18 protein-coding genes are annotated in these 20,800 nt (G+C 59.5%); 2 read left to right on the forward strand and 16 right to left on the reverse strand.

The window, feature by feature from the left end:
- Positions 1-23: 23 nt before the first annotated feature.
- The 6 genes from ACP15O_RS13595 to capB are packed head-to-tail and all read right to left on the reverse strand — an operon-like array spanning position 24 to position 7,388.
- Positions 24-1,082: a branched-chain amino acid ABC transporter permease gene (locus tag ACP15O_RS13595; RefSeq protein WP_425096655.1), complete on the reverse strand. Its 1,059-nt coding sequence runs from the start codon at positions 1,080-1,082 to the stop codon at positions 24-26.
- 3 nt (positions 1,083-1,085) lie between these two features.
- Complete coding sequence (locus tag ACP15O_RS13600) at positions 1,086-2,000, reverse strand: branched-chain amino acid ABC transporter permease (RefSeq protein WP_425096656.1); 915 nt, start codon at positions 1,998-2,000, stop codon at positions 1,086-1,088.
- Positions 1,997-2,731, reverse strand: a complete 735-nt coding sequence (locus ACP15O_RS13605; protein ID WP_425096657.1) for an ABC transporter ATP-binding protein — start codon at positions 2,729-2,731, stop codon at positions 1,997-1,999. The genes ACP15O_RS13600 and ACP15O_RS13605 overlap by 4 nt, the downstream gene beginning before the upstream one ends.
- Entirely contained in the window at positions 2,731-3,480 is a 750-nt protein-coding gene (locus ACP15O_RS13610; RefSeq protein WP_425096658.1) for an ABC transporter ATP-binding protein, read from the reverse strand. The genes ACP15O_RS13605 and ACP15O_RS13610 overlap by 1 nt, the downstream gene beginning before the upstream one ends.
- 3 nt (positions 3,481-3,483) lie before the next feature.
- The gene (capA, locus tag ACP15O_RS13615; protein WP_425096659.1) at positions 3,484-5,610 is read right to left on the reverse strand and encodes a caprolactamase subunit alpha; all 2,127 of its coding nucleotides are present in this window, start codon (positions 5,608-5,610) and stop codon (positions 3,484-3,486) included.
- A gap of 26 nt (positions 5,611-5,636) precedes the next feature.
- Positions 5,637-7,388: a caprolactamase subunit beta gene (capB, locus tag ACP15O_RS13620; protein WP_425096660.1), complete on the reverse strand. Its 1,752-nt coding sequence runs from the start codon at positions 7,386-7,388 to the stop codon at positions 5,637-5,639.
- A 272-nt stretch (positions 7,389-7,660) separates the two neighbouring features.
- On the opposite strand from capB, the gene ACP15O_RS13625 reads away from it, so the two are divergent.
- Positions 7,661-8,614, forward strand: coding sequence for an AraC-like ligand-binding domain-containing protein (locus tag ACP15O_RS13625; RefSeq protein ID WP_425096661.1), 954 nt, complete (start codon positions 7,661-7,663; stop codon positions 8,612-8,614).
- Positions 8,615-8,664: 50 nt separating this feature from the next.
- Here ACP15O_RS13625 and ACP15O_RS13630 read toward each other — a convergent pair whose 3' ends face one another.
- The 9 genes from ACP15O_RS13630 to gabT all read right to left on the reverse strand — a co-directional run bounded on the left by ACP15O_RS13630 (position 8,665) and on the right by gabT (position 18,789).
- Entirely contained in the window at positions 8,665-10,113 is a 1,449-nt protein-coding gene (locus ACP15O_RS13630) for a Glu/Leu/Phe/Val family dehydrogenase (RefSeq protein WP_425096662.1), read from the reverse strand.
- A 7-nt stretch (positions 10,114-10,120) separates the two neighbouring features.
- Positions 10,121-11,047: an electron transfer flavoprotein subunit alpha/FixB family protein gene (locus ACP15O_RS13635; protein ID WP_425096663.1), complete on the reverse strand. Its 927-nt coding sequence runs from the start codon at positions 11,045-11,047 to the stop codon at positions 10,121-10,123.
- Positions 11,047-11,805: an electron transfer flavoprotein subunit beta/FixA family protein gene (locus ACP15O_RS13640; RefSeq protein ID WP_425096664.1), complete on the reverse strand. Its 759-nt coding sequence runs from the start codon at positions 11,803-11,805 to the stop codon at positions 11,047-11,049. Before ACP15O_RS13640 ends, ACP15O_RS13635 begins: the two co-directional genes overlap by 1 nt.
- Before the next feature lie 22 nt (positions 11,806-11,827).
- Positions 11,828-12,703 (reverse strand): 3-hydroxybutyryl-CoA dehydrogenase, encoded by an 876-nt coding sequence (locus ACP15O_RS13645; RefSeq protein WP_425096665.1) that lies wholly within the window; start codon positions 12,701-12,703, stop codon positions 11,828-11,830.
- Positions 12,700-13,590, reverse strand: a complete 891-nt coding sequence (locus ACP15O_RS13650) for a phosphate acyltransferase (RefSeq protein ID WP_425096666.1) — start codon at positions 13,588-13,590, stop codon at positions 12,700-12,702. Before ACP15O_RS13650 ends, ACP15O_RS13645 begins: the two co-directional genes overlap by 4 nt.
- A 26-nt stretch (positions 13,591-13,616) precedes the next feature.
- On the reverse strand, positions 13,617-14,723 hold the full coding sequence (gene buk, locus ACP15O_RS13655) for a butyrate kinase (protein WP_425096667.1): 1,107 nt from the start codon (positions 14,721-14,723) through the stop codon (positions 13,617-13,619).
- A gap of 6 nt (positions 14,724-14,729) precedes the next feature.
- Positions 14,730-16,160 (reverse strand): aldehyde dehydrogenase family protein, encoded by a 1,431-nt coding sequence (locus tag ACP15O_RS13660; protein WP_425096668.1) that lies wholly within the window; start codon positions 16,158-16,160, stop codon positions 14,730-14,732.
- 96 nt (positions 16,161-16,256) lie between these two features.
- Positions 16,257-17,471, reverse strand: coding sequence for an acyl-CoA dehydrogenase (locus tag ACP15O_RS13665; protein ID WP_425096669.1), 1,215 nt, complete (start codon positions 17,469-17,471; stop codon positions 16,257-16,259).
- Positions 17,472-17,484: 13 nt separating this feature from the next.
- Positions 17,485-18,789: a 4-aminobutyrate--2-oxoglutarate transaminase gene (gabT, locus tag ACP15O_RS13670; RefSeq protein ID WP_425096670.1), complete on the reverse strand. Its 1,305-nt coding sequence runs from the start codon at positions 18,787-18,789 to the stop codon at positions 17,485-17,487.
- A gap of 130 nt (positions 18,790-18,919) precedes the next feature.
- Between gabT and ACP15O_RS13675 the strand changes: the two genes are divergently transcribed.
- On the forward strand, positions 18,920-19,501 hold the full coding sequence (locus ACP15O_RS13675; RefSeq protein ID WP_425096671.1) for a cupin domain-containing protein: 582 nt from the start codon (positions 18,920-18,922) through the stop codon (positions 19,499-19,501).
- Positions 19,502-19,713: 212 nt separating this feature from the next.
- Here the strand turns inward: ACP15O_RS13675 and ACP15O_RS13680 are convergent, their stop codons facing one another.
- Entirely contained in the window at positions 19,714-20,685 is a 972-nt protein-coding gene (locus ACP15O_RS13680) for an ATPase, T2SS/T4P/T4SS family (protein WP_425096807.1), read from the reverse strand.
- Between the last annotated feature and the right edge of the window lie 115 nt (positions 20,686-20,800).

Below are 20,800 nucleotides of genomic sequence, written 5' to 3' on the forward strand. Positions count from 1 at the left end.
GTTGGTTGGATTAGTTGATTGGATTAGTTGGTCGAAGATTGCTTGCTTGGGGATCGCTGTGAGACAAATTGGAAGCTCAGTTCCTTGCCTGCCAGCAACCCAGCTGGACGCAGGATCAGAACAAGGATCATCACAACGCCGATCAGAATTTCCTGCGCTCCGCTGGGCAGTGCGATTTCGCTTGCGCCGATGGTCATGCCCTGTTCCAGACGCACCAGCGTTTCAATCAGCAGGGAAAGGCTGAGCACGCCGACAACCGCGCCAGACAGGCTGCCGATGCCACCGATCACAAGCATGGCCAAGCTGATGAAGGTAATGCCCAGATAGAAACTGTCGGGGTTCAGCACGCCAATCGAATGCCCCAGAAGCGCGCCGGACACGCCGGTGAAAAAGCCGCTGACCACAAGCGAGAGCAGGCGGTGACGATACATGTTGATACCTGAGGCGCTGGCCGCGACCTCGTCTTCTCGGGTGGCACGCAACGCAAGGCCACTGGCAGAGTTGGCATAAAGGTTGGCCGCGATAATCGCCACAGAGGCCCATGCCAGAGCAACCCATTGATCGACATAGCGGGCCAACCCGACCACCGACGAAGTCGCACCGGTCACACCTTCCCAGTTGGAATAGACCGTGTTGACAATTGCCAGGAACGCGAAGGTGGCGATCGAGGCAGCGATCCCCGACAACCGCAGGATTGCCGCGCCGGAAATCAGCGCAACAAGTGCCGCCAGAAGGCCCGACACGATCGCGGCGGGCAGCACCGGCCATTCAGCCTGCGCCAGCCAGGGTGGCAAGTCGGGCAGAAACAGGGATTTCATTTGCGGTTTCAGCGTCAGCCAGGCCGAGCAATACGCACCAATCGCCATATAGCCCGCATGACCGAAGCTGACCACGCCAGAGTTGCCGACAAAGATCCACAGACCCACGACAAGAACCACCCGGATCAAGGTTTCGGCGGCCATTCGCCCCAATGCCTTGTCCCCTGTCAGGGTGACGGCGATGACGAACAGAACAAGCAGTCCGATCAAAACCACTGGCGTCGAATAGGCGAGAAGCCGGTTTTGTGCATGTTTACCCATCATGGTTCAGATCCTTGGTTTGGCAGAGCTGGGCACGAACAGACCCTGCGGACGCATCAGCAGGCAGACGATGACCAGCGTGTAGAGAAACGCATCGCGGAAGGGGCGCACCTCAAGCGGCAGGAACGCCTGAAGCAACACCGAAGCGGCACCGATCAGGAACCCAGCCGCCACCGCGCCCGGCAGCGATCCCAGCCCACCGATCACTGTGGCGATGAAGGCCACCAGCATGATCTGACCACCCATGCGGACATCGGCGACACCTGTCTGAGTGGCCATAATCAGCGCCACCGCCGCGGCCAGAGCCCCCGACAGGGCAAAGGCACCGGTGATGACCACGTTGGCCCGCACGCCCAGAAGCCGCGCCATCGTGAAATTTTCGGCTGCGGCCCGCATCTCAAGCCCCAGCCGGGACTTTTTCAGCAACAGCGCAAGGGCACAGACCACCACAAGCGTTGCCAGGATGACGATCAACTGCAGCAATGGCACCTGTGCCCCGGCCAATGCCACGGGCGTATTCAGATCGGGCCAGAGGCTGATCGCCTTTGGACGCCCGCCATACACCGCCAGAAGCGCGTTCTGGATCACAAAGCCCAAGGCAAACGATGAGATCATCATTGCCACAGGCGTGGCCTTGCGCATGTGGCGAAACACCAGGGCTTCGCTGGCGATCGCGGCCCCGGCCCCTAAACCCAGGAGGATCGGGATCAACAGGAAAGCCGGGGCCTTGCCAAGAAACATCACCGCGACCGCTTCGGTCGAGGGAACGATCAGGGCAAAGACGCAAAAGGCGATGTATTCGCCATGTGCAAAATTCACGAGGTTCATCACCCCGAAGATGAGCGCGATACCAAGAGCGGCCATCGCATAGATGCCGCCAAGGGAAGCCGCATCAAAGAAAAGCTGGGCAAGCGAACTCATTGCGCGGCCTCCTTTTGGGATTGTCCGAAATAGGCTTCGCTGAGCAGGTCTTTCTCGGCAAAGGTCGCGGCATCGCCATCGCCGACAACAGCGCCACCGCGCAGCAGAATCATGCGCCCGCCCACACGGGCAGCGCGGGTCGAGCTTTGTTCGACGATCAACAGGGTCAGCCCGCGATCTTCCTGCAGCTGCACCAGCGTGTCATAGACCTGATCGACGATCTTGGGCGCGAGCCCAAGCGACGGTTCATCGACCATCATCAGTTTCGGGTTGGTCATCAGCGCACGGCCAATGGCCAGCATCTGTTGCTGCCCGCCTGACAGGGCACCGGCGCTGGCATGGCGTCGATCACCCAGAATGGGAAACGCTTCGAAAATCTCAGCGATGTCACCCTCAATGGCGCTGCGGTCGCGGCGCAGACCGGTTCCAACCCTCAGGTTCTCTTCGACGGTGAGGCTGCCGAAGATTTCGCGCCCTTCGGGCACCATTGACAGGCCCAGCCGGGCGATGGCCTCGGGTGGGCGCCCGGTCAACAGATCGCCATCCATTTCTATCCGGCCATGGCTGGTGGCAACTGCGCCGCTGATCGCGCCCAGAAGCGACGATTTTCCGGCGCCGTTTGGCCCCGAGATAAAGACCCTCTCGCCCTCTTCCAGATGTAGGGTCACGTCGGTTAGTGCCGGCACCTTGCCATACCGAACCGACACATCAAAAACGCCTAGTTTGGACATCACGCGGCCTCCTGATCTGCGCCGAGATAGGCGTCGCGCACGGCCTGGCTGGCCAGGATCACGTCGACATCGCCTTCTTCGATGACCTGACCTGCATCCAGCACGTAGACATGGTGCGACACCGACAGGACCAACCCGACATTGTGCTCGATCAGCAAAACACCCGTGCCCAGCTCTTCGGCGACGCGTTTGATCAATGCCGCCAAATCCGCGGCCTCGGCTTCGGACATGCCTGCGGCTGGTTCATCCAGCAAAAGGAAATCCGGGGCAAACATCAGCGATCGGGCAATGCCCACGCGCCGTTCATCGGTATAAGGCAAACCTGCGGCGGGCTGCTCGGCAAGATGGGGGATGCCCATCCAGTCAAGCAGCCGCAGCGCCTCGGCCTCGGATGCTGAGCGCGCATGGCCCAGCCCCACTCCGGTCACTGCCAGATTGTCCAGTACATCCAAGCCAGTGAACAAACGCCCCGCCTGAAACGTCCGGGCCACTCCGGCCCGGCGCAATTCATGTGGCGGCAAGGTGCTGACATTCCTGTCCCCGAGCGTCACTGTCCCGCTGGTCGGGGCCTGGAAACCGGTCAATGTGTTGACCATGGTGGTCTTGCCCGCGCCATTGGGACCAATCAGCCCATGTACGGCACCCGGAGTAATTGTCATCGTGACATCGGTGAGGGCCTTGAACCCGCCGAAGGCCACTGTCACCCCGGATGCCGCCAGGGAGGAAATCTTATCTTTCCGCCGTGCCATCGATCAGACCTCGGCCAGTTCTTTGAGCTGATCGACCTGACCTGCCTCTGATGCGGCATCTGCGGTCAACACATAGACCCCGCTGTCGTGCAGGCTGACAGTCCAGCCCGGCTCTACCACGATGGTTGTCGTGACTTCCTCGATCACAGCAGGCCCGTGCAGCGTATCCCCGGCACCCATGGCCGAACCGTCATAGACCGGCGTGTCCTGCGCGATGCCATCGGCGTTGAACACCATTGGGCGGGTGCCCTTGAGGGTTTCATGCGCCCCTTTTCCGGCAGCGATGGTCATGCGGTCGGGTTTGTCTACGTGACCGGCAATGGTGCTTTCCACGTTGACGATTTCCACCGCATTGTGCGGTTCGTCATAGGTGAAAAGCTCTTTGTGGCGGGCATGGAACGCGGCCTTGATGGTTTCCAGTGTTGCCTCGGTCACTTCGAACGGATCAATCTCGACCGTGCATTCATGCACCTGGCCGACATAGCGCATATCCAGCGAGCGGCGGATCGAGATACGGTCCTCGGCGAACCCATCACCTGCAAGGTCGACCTTGCCGCGCGCTTCGAGCGAGTTGAACAGATCGTCCAGCTTTTTGGCGGCCTCGGCCCCTTCCAGACGGATCGGTGCAGGTGCCATGTAGTTGTATTTGACGTCCGAAATGATCTGACCATAGGCACACAGCCCCGAGGCCAGTTTGGAAATCAGCACTTTGGAAATGCCCATTTCACGCGCCAGCGCCGTGATATGCGCCCCGGTGGCCCCACCGGCCCCCATCAGCACGAAGTCACGCGGGTCATAGCCGCGCTCGACCGAAACACGGCGGATGGCGTTGACCATGTTGTTGTTAACGATGGTGAACATGCCATAGGCGGCTTTCTCGACGGAAATACCCAGCGGGTCTGCAAGGTTCGCCCTGATCGCGCCACGCGCCTTTTCCACGTCCAGCGGCAGGCGGCCACCGACAAGACCGTCGGCATTCAGATAGCCCAGCACAAGGTTGGCGTCGGTCGTGGTCGGGTTCTCACCGCCCTGGCCGTAACAGGCCGGTCCGGGCTCGGACCCTGCGGATTGCGGCCCCATCTGCATCAGCCCCATCGAGTCGATCCAGCCGATCGAACCACCGCCCGCGCCCAAGGTTTCCACCTGGATCATCGGGATACCGATGCGATAGCGCAGGAAGTCGATGTTCTTGTTGACATTGGCCTGACCGTCCTTGGTCAGGGTAATGTCGAACGAGGTGCCGCCCATGTCACAGGTGATGATGTTCTTGTCACCCCACGGTTCGGCCACGTCCAGTGCCGCTTGTGGTGCCGATGCCGGACCCGAGTTAATCGCATAAACCGATTGGTCGCTGACCACCTTGCCAAGCGCCAGACCGCCGTTCGACTGGAAATAACGCACGGGATGCTGGCTGCCCAGTTCGCGGAAATAGGCGTCGATCGCTTCGACATAGCGCTGCAGGATCGGTGCCAGATAGGCGTTCACGATGGCGGTCGAGGTGCGGGTATATTCGCGCACCTGCGGATACAGCTGGCTGCCCACGGTCAGGCGCACATCGGGCATCATCTCGCGGACGATCTCGGCGGCGCGGTTTTCATGCTCGGGGTGCAGCACCGACCAGACAAAGCTGATCGCGACCGATTCAACACCTTCGGCGATGAAATAGCGGCAGGCGGCGCGCACGTCTTCCTCGTTCATCGGCGTCTTGACTGACCCGTCCGAGATCACCCGTTCGCTGACCCCTTTGCGCAGGTGACGCGGCACCAGCATGGTCGCGGGGGGATAGTCCGGGTCATAGCGATAGCCGTCTTCCTTGTGACCCAGGCGGATCTCGATCGAGTCCTCGTGCCCCTTGGTGGCAATCAGGCCGGTCTTGGCCCCGGTATGGGTGATCAGCGCGTTCAGGCCAACCGTGGTGCCGTTGATACACAGGTCCGAGTTGGACACGATTTCCTGCGCCGTCAGCCCGGTTTCTTCGGTGATCAGGGCCAAGCCATTCTTGATGGCCTTGGTCGGCTCGGTCGGGGTCGACAGAACTTTGAAGATCCGCGTCCCGCCCTTTTTATCGGCAAGAATGAAATCGGTGAATGTGCCGCCGGCGTCGATGCCCAGACGATATTGGGTTCGCATAGTAATATTCCTTTCAGTCAGGGGCTTCAGGCCGCAGCACGGGCTTTGGCCGTGGCGTCTTCGTCGATAGAGAGGGTGTCGGCGTCGGAAATGACCACGCCATAGTCGAGCCGCGCGCCCTCGATCGAGACGAGGCCATTGCGGACGTCTTCGACCACCTTCAGGGGGTCACGCTCAAACGGGTTGCCAAAGCCGCCACCGCCGGGGTTCAGGTTGGCGGCGATCTCGCCGGGTTTGATGGTTTCGATCACGTTATCGGTGATGATCTGGGTTTCCCCATCGCGGGTGATTTCAAGACGGCCAACCTTCTTGTGCACCATTTCGGATTTCGCCCCGGCGGCCCCCATGGCCGGAATGCGACGGCCTTCGCCGAACGTCACAAGGGTCATGTCGGTGTCCAGAGGTTCAACCGCCCAGCGTGTGCCGGACCCACCGCGGAACTTGCCCGCGCCGCCGCTGTCTTCCATCAGCCCGTATTCGTGAATGATGATCGGATAGGAGTGTTCCAGCATCTCGATGTCACCCGAGGTCAGCGCGCCAAAGCAGCATTCTGGTCCGCAGGCATGCCAACCATCCTGGCTGGCCGTGGCCCCAGCGCCCGAGATGATCGAGGCCAGCACCATGGTGACGTATTCCTCGTCATGGCGGCTGTCCCACCCGGCGATGTTACAGCCGTTGGCGTGGCCCCAGCTGGCCGACACTTTGTCGGGCGCGGCCTGCTCAAAGGCCAGACGCACCGCATCGGTCAGCGTTTCCATTGGCGTCGTGGTACAGTTCATATGCGGTGCGGGCGACTGTGCGTTACACAGCGAACCCTTCTTGCCCATGTCCACCGTCACATTGCGGTACAGCCCTTCGTTATAGGGCGGCGGCAACTGGGCGAACATCATCAGGCCGAGATAGACCCCGGAATAGGAGTTCCCTTCGTAGGAGTTGATGAAATAGGGCACCTGCGGCGGGCTTTCGATCTCGATATGGCAGCTGTCGCCAGTGATCGTCACCGTCGCGGTGATGTCGAAATCCCCAAACCCATGGCCCGCGTCTTCGAGAACGGCGGTCCCGGAATAGGTCCCGTCCGGCACCTGCGCGATCAGCCCGTTCATGTGGGCATTCGCCATGTCGAGCAATTCGGCAATACATTCCTGCACCACGTCCTTACCGTATTTGTCCATCAGCGCAGTCAGGTTGCGCGCGCCCACCTGGCAGGCCCCGATCAGGGCGTTAAAGTCGCCTTCCTGGTCGCGGCGTGCGCGCATGTTCGTCAGGAGCATGTTCATGATGTCGTTGCGCGGAACACCCTTGTCCCACAGCTTGATCGGCGGAATCCGCAGACCTTCGGCAAAAATTTCCTTGGCCTCGGGGTTATAACCCGCCGGAACCGGCCCACCGATATCGGTCAGGTGGCCTTTGCAGACCGTCCAGAAAACCAGCTCGCCTTCATAGAACACAGGGTAATACATGCAGGTGTCGATGATGTGGCTGCCACCATAGGCCGGATCGTTGTGCAGGATCAGGTCGCCTTCGTGGATGTCTTCGCCAAAGAAGTTCGCCACCGATTTCATCGCCGGGATGAGCGACCCGAGGTGGATCGGAATGTCCTGCCCCTGCAGGATCATTTCAGGCGTGTGGTTAAATAGTGCCGTGGAATAATCATGCGCCAGATTGAACACAGAACTGCGCGCGGTCTTTTCCAATGCCAGCGTCATTTCGCGCTGGGTGGTTTCCAATACCCCCCGCACCACGGAAAGTGTAATAGGGTCTACTTGTCTCTTTGCCATTCGTTCTGGTCCTCTGCATGGGCACAGAAAGGTCGCCCGACGGGTGTAATTTCTTTCCCCGATCTGGCGCGCTCCTCCTGCGCGTCGATCACATTCAACCAGCTTGTCGCAGCGCATCGCGGTGGTCTTGACGCTCCGCGCAGAAGCGTTTGCAAATTTGTGCAAAACATTTTGTCACTCAGCGCAAAACCGTTTGCGGCTGAGTGCAGAGCGGCCAATTTCTTTTGTTTTATTGATGTTTTCGATTAAGCTCATCAAAAGGAGGAACGCATATGACCGCCGAGTTCACATTCTCGACGGCCGCAACAGAACCGCAGCACCGCTCCAGCAAATGGAACGCGGTTGTGAATGAATCGTATTTTCCACTGGAGCTTCAGTTCCGCGATCCGATCCGGTTCAATGGCCAACTCAGCCGCATGTCCATGGGCCATGTCGCCATGTCCCGGCTGACCTCGGACCCTTTGAGCTACGAGCGTCGGCGCGCGCATATTCGTGACACGCACGAGGGCGAATACCTAATCACCCTGCCTCGGGCGACCTCAGTCGAGTTCCGCCAGCTGGGGCGGGAGGTGCGTTGTGATCCAGGCGGCTTCATCCTCGAACGTGGCGATGAACCCTACCGGTTCCTTTATGAAAAGCCCAATGACCTGTTTGTTCTCAAGGTTGGCCGCAAGGCGCTTGAGGAACGTGTGCGGCAACCCGACCGATTTTGTGCCCAAGTGTTCAACGCAACCACGGGTACGGCGGGCTTGTTTGCCTCGATGGTGGACCAGGCCCAATCAAGGCTTTCGGATATTGGACCAGCGGCAAGCGAAACCGTGGGACGCCAGCTTTTGGAACTGCTCGGCTTGGCGCTTGATGAAACCGCCGACGCCAGTACCAGCAACCTTTCAGCGGTTCGTTCAGCACACATCGCGCGGGTTGAGAAATTCATTCGGGAGAACCTGAAAAACCCCGACCTGTCGCCAGACCTGATCTCGGAAAGATGCGGTATCTCGAAACGCTACCTACATGACCTGTTCAAGGACGTGAACGGCACGGTCAGTCAGCAAATCCGTGACCAGCGCCTGATTGCGGCACGAGATCGCCTCGCCTCTGCGCCGGGCCTGCCGGTCGCGGAGGTGTCTTACCGCTTCGGATTCTCGGATCAAGCGCAATTCTCGCGCCTGTTCAAGAACAGGTTCGGGATCACTCCATCCGCGTTCAAATCCGAAATCAGCGGATAAAGCATCGGCCTTCGCCTCAAGAGAGGCAAAGGACCGAATTCATCATCGTATCAAAGCCCCTTGGAGCGGTAGCTGTCGGCAATCCTTTCGATCGACACGCAGTAGGCTGCGGTTCTCAGGTCCCCAATGTCCGGCCGCGCATGCCACAATGCGCGAATGGATTGGTAGGCGCTCCGCATCGTGTCATCGAGACCGGAACGCACAAGCTCAAGCTCATCAGCACCGCGCAGGTACCGCGACTTGAAGTCCGCTGACAATTCCCAGGTCGTTCCGATCGCTTTGGACAATCGTTCCAGTTCGTCCACGACAAGCTGATGCCGGGCTTCTTCCTGTCGCCGCTGCATACGTCCGAACTTGATATGGCTCAGGTTCTTGACCCATTCGAAATAGCTGACTGTGACACCCCCGGCGTTGGCATACAGGTCCGGAATAATCACGGTGCCTTTCGCACGCAGGACTTCATCGGCGTGGAATGTGATTGGCCCGTTAGCTGCCTCGATAATAAGGGGCGCCTTGATGCGTGCTGCGTTGTGCTGATTGATCACACCTTCAAGGGCTGCCGGGATGAGAATATCGCAATCCTCTTCAAGCAGGGCAGGCGCATTTTCGACGTAAAGAGCATCAGGGAACCCGGTCACCCCGCCGTTCTGCAGGATCCACTGGCGTACGGCCTCGACATCCAGCCCGGACGCGCTGAACAAACCACCATCATGCTCAAGAATGGCGACGATATTGGCGCCATCTTCTTCAGACAGGAACTTGGCCGCGTGATACCCAACGTTACCCAACCCCTGCACGATCACCCGTTTTCCGTCGAGCGATCCTTGCAATCCGGCCCGTGCCGCGTCTTCGGGATGCCGAAAGAACTCACGCAGACCGTATTGCACGCCGCGTCCCGTCGCTTCGACGCGGCCCTCGATTCCACCCGCCGACACCGGTTTGCCGGTCACGCAGGCTTGAGCATTGATATCGGTCGTGTTCATGCGTGCATACTGGTCGGCAATCCACGCCATTTCGCGTTCCCCCGTCCCCATGTCGGGGGCGGGCACGTTCTGCGACGGGTGGATCAGGTCACGCTTTGCAAGCTCATAGGCAAACCGTCGCGTGATCCGCTCAAGCTCTTCTTCGGAGTATTGACGTGGATCGATGCAAAGGCCGCCTTTTGAGCCACCAAAAGGTGCCTCGACCAAGGCGCATTTGTAGGTCATCAGCGACGCCAGCGCTTCTACCTCGTCTCGGTTCACATCCAGCGAATAGCGGATACCCCCCTTCACCGGCTCCATATGTTCGGAATGAACCGACCGGTAGCCGGTAAAGGTCTCTATCCCACCACGAAGCCGGACCCCAAAGCGCACAGTATAAGTGGCGTTGCAAACGCGTATCTTCTGTTCAAGACCCGGCGAAAGGTTCAAGAACTGAACCGCCCTGTCGAACATATGATCAACAGAGGCGCTGAAGCCATGTTCCAAAAGCGGATCGGGAATGTGTACGTGTTCCATGACACCCTCAGAGCTTCTCGGTGAGTTCTGGTACGGCAGCGAAGAGGTCAGCAACGAGGCCAAAGTCTGCAACCTGGAAGATCGGTGCTTCTTCGTCCTTGTTGATCGCGACGATGACTTTCGAGTCTTTCATACCAGCAAGGTGCTGGATGGCGCCCGAGATGCCGACTGCGATGTAGAGGTCGGGTGCAACGACCTTACCGGTCTGACCAACCTGCCAGTCGTTCGGGGCATACCCTGAGTCAACTGCGGCACGCGATGCGCCAACGGCGGCGCCCAGCTTGTCGGCGAGTTTCTCGATCAGGGCAAAGTCCTCTTCCGAACCAACGCCACGACCACCGGACACAACTACGCCAGCCGAGGTCAGCTCGGGGCGGTCGCTTTCGGCAACCTTGTCTTCAACCCAGGACGACAGGCCGGGGTTTTCGGCAGCACCAACGGTTTCAACCGAGGCAGACCCACCTTCGCCAGCGGCGTCGAAGGTCGAGGTGCGGAAGGTGATGACCTTTTTCGCATCCGACGAACGCACAACCTGGTTGGCGTTGCCGGCGTAGATCGGGCGTTCGAAGGTGTTGCCGTCAACCACTGCGGTTGCGTCCGAGATCACCATGACGTCCAGCAGGGCTGCGACGCGCGGCATCACGTTTTTCGCGTCGGTGGTGGCCGGAGCGACGATGTGCTCGTAACCATCCGCCAGCGACACGATCAGCGCTGCAGTCGATTCCGCCAGGCGGTGGCCCAGGGTTTCGTCTTCGGCGACCAGAACCTTGGCGACGCCGTCGATCTTGGCAGCCGCTTCGCCCGCTGCAGCGGCAGACCCGCCCGCGGCCAGAACGGTCACGTCACCCAGGGCTTTCGCCGCGGTGACAGCCTTGGCGGTGGCGTCCAGCGCCAGTTCGCCGTTGTTGACTTCTGCGAGAAGAAGAACAGCCATTACACAGCCCCCGCTTCTTTGAGTTTCTCTACCAGCTCGTCAACCGAACCAACCACGATGCCTGCGGCGCGGGCTTCGGGCTCGGCGGTGCCGACGATTTCCAGACGCGGGGTGACGTCGACGCCATAGTCGGCGGCGGTCTTCTCATCCAGCGGCTTTTTCTTGGCCTTCATGATGTTCGGCAGCGACGCATAGCGCGGCTCGTTCAGGCGCAGGTCGACAGTGATGATCGAGGGCATTGCAACCTTGATGGTTTGCAGACCGCCGTCCACTTCGCGGGTCACAACAGCGTTGTCGCCGTCGATGTCCAGCTCAGAGGCGAAGGTGCCTTGCGACCAGCCCAGCAGAGCCGACAGCATCTGACCGGTGGCGTTCATATCGTTGTCGATGGCTTGCTTGCCGCAGAGAACAACGCCGGGCTGCTCTTCTTCGACAACTTTTGCCAGGATCTTGGCGACGGCCAGAGGCTCGATGTCGGTGTGCACGTCATCGGCGGCCACAACCAGGATGGCGCGGTCGGCACCCATGGCGAGTGCGGTGCGCAGGGTTTCCTGGGCTTGCTTGACGCCAATCGAAACCGCGACCACTTCGTCAGCCTTGCCGGCTTCCTTGAGGCGGATGGCTTCTTCAACGGCAATCTCGTCGAACGGGTTCATCGACATTTTCACGTTTGCGAGATCGACACCGCTTCCGTCCGCTTTCACGCGAACTTTTACGTTGTAGTCAATCACGCGCTTTACAGGCACGAGTACCTTCATAAGCGATAGACTCCTATTGAAACTAACGGGTGGGCACCGGGGTCTCGCCCCGGTAATCATAGAAACCGCGGCCAACCTTTCGGCCCAGCCACCCGGCCTCGACATATTTGGTCAGCAGGGGGCAGGGCCGGTACTTGGTATCGGCCATCCCGTCGTGCAAAACGTTCATGATCGCAAGACAGGTATCTAGCCCGATGAAATCCCCAAGCTCGAGAGGCCCCATCGGGTGATTGGCGCCCAGCTTCATGGCAGCGTCGATGCTCGCCACGTTGCCGACACCTTCATAAAGCGCATAAACCGACTCGTTGATCATCGGGATCAATACACGGTTCACGATGAACGCGGGATAATCCTCGGCGCTTGCGGAAACTTTGCCGATCCGCTCGATCAGGCCCAGCATCGCCTGATAGGTTTCCTCAGACGTGTTGATGCCCCGGATCAGTTCCACAAGCTTCATGATCGGAACAGGATTCATGAAATGCAGCCCGATAAACCTTTCTGGGCGGTCCGTCCCTGCGCCAAGCCGTGTGATCGAGATGGATGACGTGTTGCTTGCAAGAATGGTGTGGGACTGCAGGGACGGCTGCAGGTCTGAAGAAATGCGGGCCTTTATGTCTTCGCGTTCCGTGGCCGCCTCAATCACCAGATCGCATGCGCCGAGCTCCCCCAAATCGGTTGTCGTGCCGACCCGGGACATCACGTCAGCTTTCTCGATATCCGTCGCCTTACCACGGGCCACTTGCCGATCGAGGTTCTTGGAAATACGCGCAACCGCGCCTTCCAGCGCATCCTCTGATAAGTCGTTCAGACGTACATCAAAACCGGATGCGGCAAACACCTGTGCTATCCCGTTGCCCATCTGCCCGGCACCGATGATCCCTATTGTCTGAAACGTCACGAGGTTTCCCCTGCTAAAACGGCCAGAGCTAGCAAAAGTGCGTTGATACGGCGCGCGGCTGAGTCCGAACGCGAATTCAACAGCACCGGCACACTTGCCCCAAGCACCAGTGATCCGGTTTCTGCCTGGCCGTGAAATTTCCAGGATTTCGCGACGGCATTCGCCGCCTCGATTGTCGGAAACAGCAAGAGGTCGGCCATACCTGCGACCTCCGACTGATCCAGTTTCTTGCTGATCGCCGCCGAACGGCTGACAGCGACGTCATAGCCAAACGGCCCGTCCACGACGAAACCTGGCAATTTCCCGCTGCAGCTTTCCTCGCTCAGCGCGGCCGCATCGCGCGTCGCTGACAGCGCGTCTGACACTTTCTCGGTCGCGGCCACCACCGCAACCTTGACCGGATCTACACCAAGCCCACGAAAAAGCCGAGCCGTGTTCAGGATGATCTGCCTCTTCTGGTCAAGATCGGGCGCCGGAACGATACCGTTATCTGTCGCGGCAAGGAACTTGGGATAAGACGCCATTTCCGCCACGGTCACGTTGGACAAAATCCCACCGTCGCGCAGTCCGTTTGTGCGGCTCACAATCGCGCGCAGATAGGACGTGCTGTCAACATGGCCTTTCATCAGGATACCGGCTTCCCCTGCGCGCACTACTTCGACGGCCTTGTTGGCACATTCGGCGGGCGTTTCGGCATCACGCAAATCAACCCGCTCCGCCACGTCCGCAGGCACATGCCGCGCGATCGAACCCACATCTCCGGTCACGACGACGCGCCCGACAAGGCCAAGTCGCAACGCGTCCGCAACTGCGTTGAGAACCTCCGGATCGTTCCCACCTGCAACGCACAGGCTTCTGGCGCGTCCGGCGTTGGCAAACCGTGCCATCAATTCTGCGAACCCGGCGCCCGACATCAAACCGCCTCAGCCATTGGCTGAACCGGCCACGTCATCGCCGCTTCTTCTCCCGCCAAAACCCGCACCGCCCCTTCGGCCAATGCCAGGCATTCGTTGCTGCCCGGATAGACGACGATATCCGCTATACGACCAACCTTTTCCTTCAAGGCGGCAACAATACGAGGGCTGTTCACCAAGCCACCTGTAAGTATGATTCCGTCCAGATCGAAATCGGCAACCGCGCCCATGGCACCAATGGCCTTGGCAACCTGCAGGATCATGGCGTCATAGACCAACCGGGCTCGTTCATTGCCATCATCGACCATGGCTTCGACCTTGCGGATATCCTTGGTGCCAAGATGGGCGAACACACCGCCATTGCCATAGAGTTTCTTCAGCAACTGGTCCTTGGTGTAGGTACCCGAATAGCAAAGCTCGATCAGCGGAAGAGGCGGCAATCCTCCCGCGCGCTCGGGTGTGAACGGAGAAACCTCCATCCGGTTCGAGCTGTCCACAAGCCGCCCATCCACCAAGGCCGCAATCGAAAAACCCGCGCCCAGATGCGCGACCACCGTCCGCAATTCATCCAGCGTTTTTCCCTTGGATGCCGCCAGTTTCCGACCACACGCCCGGATATTCAGCGCATGAACAAAGCTGAACCGGGGAAGCTCGGGGCAGCCGGTAATCCGTGCCACGGGGGGCAGTTCATCCACGCTGACCGGGTCGACGACAAAGGCCCGCACACCATGTTGAAACGCAATCCCCGCAGCAAGCGGTGCGCCGAGATTGCTGGCATGGTGATATGTCGGATTATAAAGCGCGAACTGCACCAGTTCCGCGTTTACTTCGATCACACCGGGCGGGACGGGTGTAAGCATGCCGCCGCGCCCGGCACAAGCAACGAGCCTGTCGGTTTCACCCATCTCCTCAGCCAGAAACGCCGAAACGCATTCCCTCCGATAAGGCAGCTGCGCCGCGATACTGCGGAACCCCGCCATGACGGTTTCGTCATGTTCAAGGGTCCGCACACACACTGCGTACAGACCTTCAGCCCGTGTCTCGTAAAGCGCACAGCGCGTGGTCGTGGTGCCGGGATTGATTGCCAGGACAAGTTCTCGCGACATGTCTGATCACCCCGCGAAACTATAGGCGGTCTTGACCACAGTATAGAACTCTGCCGCATAGCGCCCTTGTTCACGCGAACCGTGAGATGATCCTTTTCGACCTCCAAAAGGCACGTGATAATCAACGCCCGCTGTGGGCAGGTTGACCATGACCATACCGGCCTGGCTCTTTTGCTTGAACGTGCGCGCGTGTTTGAGACTGCCGGTGCAGATGCCCGAACTCAAGCCGAACTCGGTATCATTGGCCACGGCAAGAGCCTCATCAAAATCCGCAACCTTGATTATCGACGCACAGGGGCCAAAGATTTCCTCGCGGCTCGACCGCATCTCGTTTGTTGCATTCACGAACATGGCCGGGGCCTGGAAATACCCTTCCGTCTCCTGGTTCAGTCGTTCACCACCAATAACCTCGGCCCCTTCTGCGCCCGCGATGGCGACATAGTCGAGGTTCGATAGCAACTGTTTCTCGGACACGACGGGTCCGATCTGAACCGACGGATCGAGCGGATTGCCAACGGTGAGGGCCTTCATTTCCGTAGAAAGACGCTCGACAAACGCGTCATGAATCCCGGCCTGAACAATGATCCGGCTCGAGGCCGTGCAGCGCTGTCCCGTAGAGAAAAACGCACCGCTCAAAACCGCAGGTACCGCGATATCCAGATCCGCATCATCCAGAACCACCATCGGGTTCTTGCCACCCATCTCGAGTTGGACCTTCTTCATGTGCTGCGCCGCCGTAACCGCCAACCCACGCCCAACCGGAACCGAACCGGTAAAGGAAATGGCATCCACTTGCGGATGGGTTGAGATCGCATTACCCACAACAGACCCCTGCCCCATGACAAGGTTGAACACCCCGGCGGGACACCCTGCATCATGGATGATCTCTGACAGAACATGCGCGCTGGCCGGAGTCAGATCGGCAGGTTTGAACAGCACCGTGTTGCCATAGGCCAGCGCCGGGGCAATCTTCCATGCGGGAATGGCGATCGGGAAGTTCCAGGGCGTAATCAGGCCAACGACACCAACCGGTTCGCGCACAACGTCCACATCCACATCCGGGCGAACCGAAGCAATTGCATCACCGGTCACACGAATGGCTTCCCCCGCGAAAAACCGGAAAATCTGGGCGGCCCGAACCGTTTCCCCAATGGCCTCGGCAAGGGTCTTGCCTTCTTCGAGCGCCAGAAGAGTGCCGATCTCGTCCTTGCGCGCAAACAATTGCTGCGCAACCGCCTCGAGCAGGTCCGAACGCACCTGGGGCGAGGCGTTTACCCAGCTGGGCAAGGCAGCACGCGCCGCCGTCGCGGCGGCATCAACCTGTTCTGCGGAGGCACGGGCAAAATGCCCGATCAATTCGGAGATATTCGCAGGATTACGGTTTTCAGACGCGTCTACACCGTCCAGCCACTGGCCGGCAATAAGGTTCTTTTTCATGACAAGCTCTCGGAGTTAAGGCAAATGGGCGGTCAAAACCGGTCCAGAAAGGCCTGCTCCACGGTAAGGAAAACCGCGGGATAGGCGAGTTTGAAATCAGGCAAAGGCCTGCAACCCTGTCTGTGCGCGCCCGAGGATGAGGGCGTGCACGTCGTGGGTGCCTTCATAGGTGTTCACGGTTTCCAGGTTGACCATGTGACGGATCACGTGGAAATCGAGGCTGATGCCGTTGCCGCCATGCATGTCGCGCGCGTGACGGGCGATTTCCAGCGCCTTGCCGCAGTTGTTGCGTTTGATGATCGACACCATTTCCGGCGCGGCGTTGGCCTCATCCATCAGCCGCCCCACTCGCAGCGCCGCTTGCAGGCCCAGCGAGATCTCGGTCTGCATGTTGGCCAGCTTGAGCTGAAACAGCTGCGTCTGCGCCAGCGGCTTGTTGAACTGCTTGCGATCCAGCCCGTATTGACGCGCCGCGTGCCAACAGAACTCGGCCGCGCCCATCGCGCCCCAGGCGATGCCGTAACGCGCCCGGTTCAGACAGCCGAACGGTCCTTTGAGCCCTTCGACATTGGGCAAAAGCGCATCGTCGCCCACCTCGACATTGTCCATCACGATTTCACCCGTGATCGACGCCCGCAACGACGCCTTATTCTCGATCTTGGGCGCGCTCAGCCCCTTGGTGCCCTTCTCAAGCACGAAGCCGCGGATCTTGCCGCCATGGGCGTCGGACTTGGCCCAGACCACGAAAACATCCGCAATCGGCGCGTTGGAAATCCACATTTTCGAGCCATTCAGCACATAACCGCCGTCGACCTTCTTGGCGGTGGTCTTCATGCTGCCCGGATCCGATCCGGCATCGGGTTCGGTCAGGCCGAAACAGCCGATATATTCCCCCGAGGCCAGATTGGGCAGGTATTTCTGACGCTGCTCTTCGCTGCCATAGGCATAGATCGGGTACATCACCAACGAGCTTTGCACCGACATCATCGAGCGATAGCCTGAGTCAATCCGCTCGACCTCTCGCGCGACCAGGCCATAGCTCACGTAGCCCGCACCGATGCCGCCGTATTCTTCGGGGACCGTGGTGCCCAACAGGCCCATCTCGCCCATTTCGCGGAAAATCTCGGGGTCGGTCTGCTCGTTCTCAAAAGCCGCCGTAACGCGCGACATCAGCTTTTCATCGCAATAGGCCTTGGCCGCATCACGGATCATCCGCTCGTCTTCAAGCAGCTGACTTTCCAACAGAAAGGGATCTTCCCAGTTGAAGGCATTCAGGTCGGGTTTCGATTGGGGGGCGAGGTCCTTTGCCATCTCTCCGGTCTCCTTATTCCGCGGCTTGCGCGGTTGCATTGATTGCGGCCTCGATGGAGGCCTCGAGGATATCCAGCGCCTCGTCGACATGCGCCATCGGCGTTGTCAGCGGCGGCAGCAGGCGCACAGCGTTGGCGCGCGTTCCGCAAGGAAGGATGATCAACCCGCGCGCTTCGGCTTCGGCCACGATGGCCTGAGTCAGCGCTGGGTCCGGCGCATTGGTCTGACGATCCGTGACCAGTTCAAAGGCAATCATCGCCCCAAGCCCGCGTACATCTCCAATCGCCTCCATGCCCTGACGTGCGGCAATGTCGGTCAACCGGCTCTTGATCATGTCGCCAATCTCGGTCGCACGTGCGCAGAGGCCTTCTTCCTCAATTACGTCGAAAACGGCATTTGCTGCGGCAACCGCCAGCGGGTTCCCTGCATAGGTGCCACCGATGCCGCCAACCGGCGCTGCGTCGACTATTTCGGCCCGGCCGGTCACGGCGGATAGCGGGAAGCCCCCCGCAAGACCCTTGGCCATCGTCACGAGGTCAGCAGCAACGCCTGCATGCTCAAAGGCAAACATTTTGCCAGTCCGGGCAATACCGGCCTGCACCTCGTCGGCGATCAGAACGATACCGTAATCGTCACAGATCTTGCGAAGGGCACGCAAGAATTTAGGCTGAGCAATGTTGAAACCGCCCTCGCCCTGCACGGGTTCGATGATCATTGCCGCCACGCGCTCAGGGTCGATCGAGCTTTTGAACATGTTGTCCAGAATGGCCAGAGACTGTTCCACGGTGACCCCATGGAATTCGTTCGGGAAGGGCGCGTGCAGAACTTCCGGCGGCATGGCGCCAAATGCTTTCTTGTAGGGCGTGACCTTGCCGCAAAGCGCCATACCCATCAGTGTCCGACCATGGAACGCACCAGAAAACGCGATGACACCGGACCGGCCGGTATAGGCGCGCGCCATCTTGACCGCGTTTTCAACAGCCTCTGCACCGGTCGTGACCAGCATACTTTTCTTATCGAAATCACCGGGGGTAGAAGCATTCAGGCGCTCGGCCAGTGCAACATAGCCTTCATAGGGCGCCACGTGAAAACAGGTATGCGTGAATGCTTTCGACTGTGTCGCGACGGCTTCCATCAACTTGGGGTGACGGTGGCCGGTGTTGTTCACGGCAATACCGGCTGCAAAGTCAATGAACCGCTTTCCGTCAACATCCCAAAGTTCGGCGTTTTCGGCGCGTTCGGCATAAATTCCACGTGTAGCGACGCCAATGGCGACGGCAGAGGCCCGGCGGGCCTTGAGATTGTCAGTGACGGTCACAACGATTCTCCTTCGGAACGCTCAGAATTGCATACACCATTGCTCAATATTAAGAGCATTACTAGCAAAAAATTGCGCAGCATACGACGGAGCTGTTACAATGACGCGAACCGAAAAAGGAGTGGACGGTATGGCCGATGATTTTGACGTTGGTGAAAGACTCAAGACACTAAGGACACAATTTGGATTATCTCAGAGGCAGTTAGCCGATACCGCCAATGTTCCGCATGGCCAGATTTCCATGATCGAAACCAACCGAAGCAGTCCCTCTGTCGCATCTTTGCGCAAAATATTGGGCGGAATGAACATTACGATGTCAGAGTTTTTTGAGCCTGAAACGGTCAGCAACCAACATCCCTTCTTCACCCCATCCGAATTGCGCGACCTAACTTCGCTTCTCTACCAGAACGACGATCTGGCGCAGAAGATGATCACCATCAAGCAAGTCGGCGATGCCAAGGCCCACGGGCTTCAACTGTTACATGAACGGTACGAAGCCGGGGCGGACACCGGTGAGTCGATGATCGAACATGAGGCCAACGAGGGCGGGATCGTGATTTCAGGTGAAATCGAAGTCACTGTGGGCGAAGAGGTACGCGTTCTGAAGGCTGGTGATGCCTATCTCTTTGACAGCCGGGAACCACACAGGTTCCGCAACATATCTGATCGTCCGGCAGTGGTCATTTCGGCATGCACACCTCCCTATCTTTAGAGCTATTAGGCAGTTCAAAGCTCACCAAGGAACAACCGTAAATTGCATTGATCCCACGGCGGCGTTCGGAGGTGCCAACAAGCACTCCAACGTTACAATTAGATTTGTCTGACTATCAGAGATTGCTTGAAACTCGGCCTCGTTCGCACTCAGGCCATTCCTACAAGTTGCAGCTAATGGCGGCAACCTAGACACCCATTTAAAAGCCGCCATCAGACCGGCAGATAGAACTCCGTAATCCCCCGCTTCCCGTCGGCCCGCCCGAGCTGCACAATCACATCAATGGACTTCCGGATGTATTCGCGCACCTCGGCGAAGGTCAGCGGTGTGCCGGCCTGCAGCACCATGATCGCCAACCGATCGATAGCGAGTTCGGCAGTCTCTGCGTGGAGGGTGGAGACCGACCCACCATGGCCGGTGTTGATGGCCTCGAGATAGGTCAAGGCCTCGGCGCCGCGTAGCTCGCCAACGATGATCCGGTCGGGGCGCATGCGGAGGGAGGCCTGAAGGAGGGCGTTAGCGCTGCGTTGCGAGCCGGCGCTGCGGTCGGCCAGGAGTGCGACGGTGTTGGGTTGACCGGGGAAGAGTTCGAGGGCGTCTTCGATGGTGATCAGCCGTTCGAGCTCGTTCACGTAGGTAAGAAGATGGCGGGCGAAGGTCGTTTTGCCGGTCGAGGTGCCGCCGCTGATCAGGACGTTGAGCCGCGCCTCGACCAGGGTTTGCAGCGCGGCCTCAAGGTTCTCCTCTGCCAGACTGGCGGTGTTCTTCATCTTCTCAGCGCGGAGCGCGTCGAGCGAGACGGCCTTGCCGAAGAGATAGGTTGGCGCGTAGTCCCTGACGCTGCCCGAGGCGAAGAGGCGGATGGTGATCGAGGCGCCGCGATCTATGGCGGGCGGTACGGCAACCTGGACCCGGAGGGGACGGCCCGCATATTCCACCTTGCCGGAGACGAGGGGGTTCTTTTCAGAGACGCGCGCCTTGGCATCGCCGACGATGGTCTGGGCCATGTTGAGCGCGGTGGTCCGGTCCACCGTCTGGCCTTCGTGGCGCATGGCGGCGTCGCCTGCGACCTCGAGCCAGACCTTGCCATCCGGGTTGATCGCGATCTCGACCACGTCGTCGCGCCGCAGAAGGTCGCGGAACGGGTCGAGATAGCGCTCGAGGTAGGAGGCTGGGCTTTCTATCCGGGTCAATAGATCACCACATCCTGGTCCACGAGCACGGTGACCGAGGCGCCCTGATCAACATAGATCGTCGGGGCGATCGAGACCTGGTCGGCGATGACCGAGCCGACCGCAT

Source organism: Youngimonas ophiurae (nom. illeg.) (assembly GCF_049803795.1).
GTDB lineage: Bacteria > Pseudomonadota > Alphaproteobacteria > Rhodobacterales > Rhodobacteraceae > Thalassobius.